General features: G+C 67.2%; 6 protein-coding genes. 2 read left to right on the top strand and 4 right to left on the bottom strand.

The window, feature by feature from the left end; all coding sequences use genetic code 11:
- Positions 1–235: 235 nt before the first annotated feature.
- Complete coding sequence (serS, locus tag D7T59_RS20935) at positions 236–1,522, bottom strand: serine--tRNA ligase (RefSeq protein WP_180853516.1); 1,287 nt, start codon at positions 1,520–1,522, stop codon at positions 236–238.
- 113 nt (positions 1,523–1,635) lie between these two features.
- Here serS and D7T59_RS20930 point away from each other — a divergent pair, with 113 nt between their 5' ends.
- Together D7T59_RS20930 and D7T59_RS20925 are read left to right on the top strand one after the other, a co-directional pair.
- Positions 1,636–2,274 (top strand): energy transducer TonB, encoded by a 639-nt coding sequence (locus D7T59_RS20930; protein ID WP_164135833.1) that lies wholly within the window; start codon positions 1,636–1,638, stop codon positions 2,272–2,274.
- Between the two features lie 119 nt (positions 2,275–2,393).
- A complete protein-coding gene (locus D7T59_RS20925) occupies positions 2,394–2,966 on the top strand; it encodes an energy transducer TonB (protein WP_180853515.1) in 573 nt (190 codons plus the stop codon).
- A 174-nt stretch (positions 2,967–3,140) separates the two neighbouring features.
- On the opposite strand, the gene aroA is transcribed toward D7T59_RS20925, so the two are convergent.
- From aroA to serC, 3 genes are all read right to left on the bottom strand, one after another.
- Complete coding sequence (gene aroA, locus D7T59_RS20920) at positions 3,141–4,448, bottom strand: 3-phosphoshikimate 1-carboxyvinyltransferase (protein WP_180853514.1); 1,308 nt, start codon at positions 4,446–4,448, stop codon at positions 3,141–3,143.
- Positions 4,449–4,524: 76 nt separating this feature from the next.
- Positions 4,525–5,736, bottom strand: coding sequence for a prephenate dehydratase (pheA, locus tag D7T59_RS20915; RefSeq protein ID WP_180853513.1), 1,212 nt, complete (start codon positions 5,734–5,736; stop codon positions 4,525–4,527).
- Between the two features lie 51 nt (positions 5,737–5,787).
- Positions 5,788–6,873 (bottom strand): 3-phosphoserine/phosphohydroxythreonine transaminase, encoded by a 1,086-nt coding sequence (gene serC / locus D7T59_RS20910; RefSeq protein WP_180853512.1) that lies wholly within the window; start codon positions 6,871–6,873, stop codon positions 5,788–5,790.
- Positions 6,874–7,004 lie beyond the last annotated feature (131 nt).

Raw genomic sequence — 7,004 nt, 5'->3', positions numbered from 1 at the left:
CCGGCGTGGGGACCCAAGCTACTTCACGGTCGAAAGACCTAGATCCACACGGTCGCCCACGCCGGGCTCTCGGCACCCAAAGTGCCAGATCGGCAAGAGATAAGATCCACGCCATGCGTGGATGCGGCCCCGTTCAGTAGATCCACGCATGGCGTGGATACGGCCCGGCTCCAGTAGATCCACGCCATGCGTGGATGCGGTGCCATGCAAGCACGGCACCCACCCGATCAGGGAGTCAGGCGATGGTTTCCAGCCCACCCATGTACGGGCGCAGCGCGTCGGGCACGGTGATGCTGCCGTCGGCGTTCTGGTAGTTCTCCATCACCGCGATCATCGCGCGGCCGACCGCCACGCCCGAGCCGTTCAGGGTGTGTGCCAGTTCCGGCTTGCCGGTGGCCGGGTTGCGCCAGCGCGCCTGCATGCGGCGGGCCTGGAAATCACCACAGTTCGAGCACGAGGAGATTTCGCGGTAGGTCTCCTGCGACGGCAGCCAGACTTCCAGGTCGTAGGTCTTGATGGCCGAGAAGCCCATGTCGCCGGTGCACAGCAGCACCTTCCGGTACGGCAGGCCCAGCTTTTCCAGCACCACTTCGGCACAGCGGGTCATGCGCTGGTGCTCGGCATCGCTGTCTTCCGGGCGGCTGATCGAGACCAGCTCGACCTTCTCGAACTGGTGCTGGCGGATCATGCCGCGCACATCGCGGCCGCCGCTGCCGGCCTCGGCGCGGAAGCACATCGAGTGGGCAGTCATGCGCAGCGGCAGGCGCTCGGCCTCGACGATCTCATCGCGCACGATGTTGGTCAGCGGCACTTCCGAGGTCGGGATCAGGTAACGCGTGGAGTCGCCCACGGCAGTCTTGAACAGGTCGTCCTCGAACTTCGGCAGCTGGCTGGTGCCACGCAGCGAATCTGCGTTGACCAGCAGCGGCACGTTGGTTTCCTCATAGCCGTGCTCACCGGTGTGCAGATCGACCATGAACTGGGCCAGCGCACGGTGCAGGCGCGCGATCGGGCCGCGCAGCACGGTGAAGCGCGAGCCGGACAGCTTGGCCGCGGTCTCGCCGTCCAGCCAGCCGTTGCGAGCGCCCAGTTCGACGTGGTCGAGCACCTTGAAATCGAACTGGCGCGGAGTACCCCAGCGCGACTGCTCCACATTGTCGTTCTCGTCGGCACCGGCCGGCACGTCATCGGCCGGCAGGTTCGGAATGCCCATCGAGATCGCTTCGATCTTCTCGCGCAGCTCGTCCAGCGCCACTTCCGAGGCCTTCAGCTCGTCGGCGAAGGCAGCGACCTCGGCCATGATGGCCGAGACGTCCTCGCCCTTGGCCTTGGCCTTGGCCTGGCCGATGGCCTTGGAACGGCTGTTGCGCAGGCTCTGCAGCTCCTGGGTCCGCACCTGGATGCGCTTGCGATCGGCCTCCAGGGACTCCAGGGCAGACACGTCGAGCTCGAAGCCACGACTGGTGCGCAGGCGTTCGGCGAGGTCGGCGGGCTGGTGGCGGAGCAGGGCTGGATCAAGCATGGCAGGTGTCGTGGTGGGTATCAGGGATGGGATTATCGCTTGTTATACGGATTTCTGCCGCCCGGTTCATTCCCGGCGTGGCAGAATCGGGCTATTCCGTACTGGTCCGGTCCATGTCTGCACCCCGCTCGTCGTCCGCCAAGTCTTTCACTGTGCATATCCCGCGCAACGCCCTGAAGATCGCCGGCATCGCCTTCGGCGTGGGCGTACTGCTGTTCGTGCTGGTCTGGTTGACCGGCCGCGACAAGGAATTCTTCCGTGCCGACCCGGCCGCGCAGACTCCGCAGGAGACCGCCCAGGTGGAACCGCTGCCGGAACCGCTGGCCGCGGCAGCCGGTTCCAGCGACATGCCCGATGCCAAGCCGGCCCCGGCAGAGGAAGAAGCGCCGAAGCTGGTGGAAACGGCCCCACCGCCGCCCGCCCCCGTGGCTGAAGCGGCCCCGGCTGCACCGGGCCCTGCGCCGGCAGCCACCGGCAACAGCCAACCGATGCCGATTGCCGGCCAGTCGCCGCCGCCCGCCTACCCGGCCGCTGCACTGCGCGCTGGCGAAACCGGCACCGTGGTGGTGCGGGTGGACGTGGACGCCACCGGCTATCCGAACAACGCCACGGTGATCCAGCGCAGTGGTTCACGCGAGCTCGACCGTGCCGCCACCGACGCCGTGCGCCGCTGGCGCTTCACCCCGGCGCAGAGCAACGGCCAGGCCGTACCCGGCAGCATTGAAGTGCCGTTCGACTTCAAGACGCAGTAACTGAACGCTTCCCGGCAGGCAAACTGAACCCTGCCGGTGGCGTTGACGCAACGCTGACACTTCTCGCCCGTGGCTCGCGCAACACTTCCCACGTCGTCCATTGACGGAAGGAGTTAGCGATGACTGCCACCACCCACGAAGACCTTCATTCGCCGCACCTGCAGGAGGATTCCAGCCTGCAGCACAAGCCCACGTCGCCCTGGATGTGGATCGCGCTGATCGTGGCGATGTTCGCTGCCGCCCTGCTCTGGCTGCGTCATTCGAACCAGGAAGACGTGGCGCCGGCACCGGTCGGTGAGCGCATGCTTCCAGCCCCAGAACAGGCAGTGGTGACGGATGCAGCAGCTCCTGCCGCGCGCCAGGCGGCGCCGGCGACCGCTTCGCGGAAGGCCGCGCCGGTAGTGCGCAATCGTGAGGCCCGCCCGCTGGCCAGCAACCGCATGCCCACCTACCCCGCCGCCGCGCTGCGCAGTGGCGTGCAGGGCAGCGTGATCGCCAGCCTGAGTGTCGATACCCGCGGCAACGTCGCCAATGCCGCGATCGTTTCGCGCAGCGGCGAGCGTAGTCGCGATCTGGACCGCGCAGTGCTGAACACTGTGCAGAACTGGAAGTTCCAGCCGGCGATGCACGAAGGCCGTGCCATCGCCAGCGTGGTGCGGGTCCCGGTGGATTTCCGTACCGAGCAGCGTTGATCGCGGACGAGGGGTTCGTGATGTTTAGACGGAGGCTTCGGCCTCCGTCCTTTTATGCGGAGACGCGTGCCGACCAAGGTCGGCACCTACCGTGTGATATGAGCGTGCCGACCAGGGTCGGCACCTACCGCGCAATGCGATCCGCCGGGCGTGGCCCGGCGGTTGCGGCGCCGATCAGGCCAGGTTGAACCCGGCGCTGCGCGCAAGGCCGTCGAAATCCGGGAAGGACGTGGCGACGTTGGCGATATCGTTGATGCGCACTTCGCCGTCACTGATCTGGCCGGCAATGGCGAACGCCATGGCGATGCGATGGTCACCGTGGCTTTCGATGGTGCCGCTGCCCAGGCGCACACCGCCGTGCAGGGTGGCACCGTCTTCGGTTTCGTCCACCTGCATGCCCAGCGTGCGCAGGCCGGTGGCCATCGCGGCAAGGCGGTCGGATTCCTTCACCCGCAGCTCGGCCGCACCGCTCACCACGGTCTGGCCTTGTGCGGCCGCAGCCGCGACGAACAGCGCCGGGAACTCGTCGATCATGTCCGGCACCAGTGCTTCCGGAATGCGTGCGCCCTTCAGCGGCGCGTAGCGCACCACCAGGTCCGCCACCGGTTCACCGCCCTGCTCGGCCGGATTCTCTTCGGTGATGTCCGCGCCCATCAGGCGCAGCGCGTGCAGCAGGCCGGTGCGGCGCGGGTTCAGGCCGACCTGCTTCAGGCGCAGCTCGGAGCCCGGAATGATGCTGGCAGCCACCAGATAGAACGCAGCCGAAGAGAAGTCCGCCGGCACCACGATGTCGGTCGCGCGCAAACGCTGGCCACCACGCAGGCGTGCCCTGCCGGGCGAGAATTCGATGTCCACGCCGAACGCGGACAGCATGCGCTCGGTGTAGTCGCGGGTCGGGTGCGGTTCGGTCACCTGGGTTTCGCCCTGCGCGTACAGGCCGGCCAGCAGCACCGCCGACTTGATCTGCGCGCTGGCCACCGGCGAGGCGAAGTCGATGCCATGCAGCGCCTGACCGCCATGCACGTACAGCGGCGGCGTGCCATCGCTTTCAGTGTCGATCTTCGCGCCCATCTGCGACAGCGGGCCGGTCACGCGGCGCATCGGGCGGCCGGACAACGACTCATCACCGATCAGCGTGCAATCGAACGCCTGGCCCGCCAGCAGGCCGGCCAGCAGGCGCATGCCGGTACCGGCATTGCCGCAGTCCAGCGGCGCATCCGGGGCCTGCAGGCCGTCGATGCCGACGCCGTGCACGATGCGCTGCGACGGGCTGGGCGTTTCGATGCGCACGCCCAGCTGGCTGAAGATGTGCGCAGTGGCGCGGGTGTCTTCGCCTTCCAGGAAGCCTTCGATATGCGAGGTGCCATCGGCCAGCGCGGCGAACATCACCGAGCGGTGCGAGACCGACTTGTCGCCGGGAATGGTCAGGCTGCCCTGCAGCGGCTGGCCCTTGCGGGCAATCCAGTGTTGCGCGTTGCTCATCGTTCGATCATTCCGTAAACACCGGCAGTGCCGGCGATGCATCAGGGAGCGGCGGTTGTTGCCGCCGCAGCAGCACTCAGGGCACGGCCACCGGATAGGAACCCAGCACCTTGATCTGCGCCGAGTGCGCTTCCAGTTCGGCCAGCGCAGCCTGCATCGGCGCGTCGTCGATGTGGCCGGCCAGGTCGATGAAGAAGCCGTATTCCCACTTGCCGTGGTGCGACGGGCGCGACTCGATGCGGTTCATGCTGATGCCGTGGCGGGCGAAGGGGCTGAGCACGTCGAACAGCGCGCCGGGCTTGTCATGGATGAACACCAGCACCGAGGTACGGTCGTGGCCGGAGGTCGGGAAGATGTTGCGGCCCACCACCAGGAAGCGGGTAGTGTTGTCGGCATCGTTCTGGATCGGCTTGGTGACCACCTTCTTCAGGCCGTACACATGGCCGGCGCTCTCGCCGCCGATGGCCGCTGCGTCGTCGGCGTTGCGCGCACGGCGTGCACCCTCGGCATTGCTGGATACCGGAATTTTCTCGGCCTTCGGCAGGTTGGCGCGCAGCCACGCCGAGGTCTGCATGAACGACTGCGGGTGCGCATAGATGCGCTCGATGTCCTCGATGCGGCCGCTGCGCGACATCAGGTACTGCTGCACGCGCAGTTCCACTTCACCGCAGATCTTCAGGTTGGAGGTCAGGAACATGTCCAGGGTGATCTGGATGGTGCCCTGCCCTGAATTCTCCACCGGCACCACGCCGAAATCGGCGTTGCCCGCTTCCACTTCCTGGAACACTTCCTCGATGCTGGCCATCGGCAGGCCCAGTGCCGAGCGGCCGAAGTGCTTGAGCACGGCCTGCTGGCTGAAGGTGCCTTCCGGGCCGAGGTAGCCGATCTTCAGCGGCTCCTGCTGGGCCAGGCAGGCCGACATGATCTCGCGGTAGACGTGCACCAGCAGCTCATCGCTGAGCGGGCCTTCGTTGCGGTCCACCACCATGCGCAGCACCTGTGCTTCGCGCTCGGGGCGGTAGTAGTCCACGGCGGCAGCCAGCTTGCCCTTGGCCTTGCCGACCTGGTGGGCGAAGCGCGCGCGTTCGGCGATCAGGCTCTGGATGTCGCGGTCGATCTGGTCGATCTTCGAGCGCACATCGGCCAGCGCGAGTGGCGCCAGGGTGGGCGCCGGGTTCGACGCGGCCTTGGACGTGCCCTTGCTCTTGCCCTTGGCGCTGGTGGAGGCGCTGTCCTTGGCCGGTTCGGCCTTGTTCGGCGTCTTCTTGCTGGATTTGCTGCTTGCCATCGGAATTCCCTGTTGCGGGGCACGCACCCGACGGTGCGCGCCGTTCATTGCTCAACCGTGACGCTGCTGGAAATCGGCCATGAAGGCGACCAGCGCCTCGGCCCCGGCCAGCGGCATGGCGTTGTACAGCGAGGCCCGAATGCCGCCGACCACCTTGTGGCCCTTCAGCGCCAGCAGGCCGGCGGCCTTGGCTTCGGCGACGAAGCGGCCGTCGAGTTCGGCATCGGGCAGGAAGAACGGGATGTTCATCCGCGAACGGGCCGCATGTGCGACCTCATTGCGGTAGAAGCCGCCGGACCCATCGATGGCGCCGTACACCAGCGCGGCCTTGGCGGCGTTGCGCCTGGCGAACTCGGTCACGCCGCCCTCGGCCAGCATCCACTTGAACACCAGTCCGGCCAGATACCAGTTCCAGGTCGGTGGCGTGTTGAGCATCGAATCGCGTGCGACGTGCGAGCGGTAATCGAAGATGTCCGCGCGCGGCTGGCCACTGCGCTCGAGCAGGTCGCGGCGGATGATCATCACCGCGATGCCGACCGGGCCGAGATTCTTCTGCGCGCCGGCGTAGATCACGCCATAGCGGCGCACGTCCAGCGGTTCGCTGGCGATGGACGAGCTGAAGTCGGCGATCAGCGGGACGTTGCCGGTGTCGGGTACATCACGGAACTCGACACCGTGGATGGTCTCGTTGGCGGTGATGTGCACGTAGGCCGCATCGGGCGAGAGCTGCCAGTCAGCGCGCGGCGGCAGCGTGCGGTAGCCATCGGCCTCGCTGCTGGCGGCGATGTTGACGTCCACGTAGACCCCGGCCTGCTTGACCGCGGTCTTGCCCCAGTGGCCACTGACCACGTAGTCGGCACGCTGGCCGGGAGCGGCGAAGTTGAGCGGGATCAGCGCCTGCTGGGTGGTGGCGCCACCGGACAGGAACAGCACCGCATAGTCGTCGGGGATGTCGAGCAGGCGCCGCAGGTCGGCCTCGGCCTCGGCGGCAACGGACATGAATTCCGCGCCGCGATGGCTCATTTCCACGATCGAAGCGCCGGACCCGTGCCAGTCCAGCATTTCCGCCTGCGCCTGGCGCAGGACCGATTCCGGCAAGGTTGCAGGGCCGGCACTGAAGTTGAACGCGCGCGTCATGTCACACCTGTGGGGCAAGACCCCTAGTATGCCGCAGTGCACCAGCCTTGCGGCCTTGTGGCGCAAGGGAAATTTGGTTTCATTGGAATCCATTCGCGACGCGACCGGGTAGTGCCGGCCGCWGGCCGGCA

Origin of the sequence: Stenotrophomonas maltophilia (assembly GCF_013464915.1) — a bacterium.
Taxonomy (GTDB): Bacteria; Pseudomonadota; Gammaproteobacteria; order Xanthomonadales; family Xanthomonadaceae; genus Stenotrophomonas; species Stenotrophomonas maltophilia_AT.
Note: the sequence above shows the minus strand (reverse complement) of the source record. Positions and strands in the feature narration are given on the sequence as shown.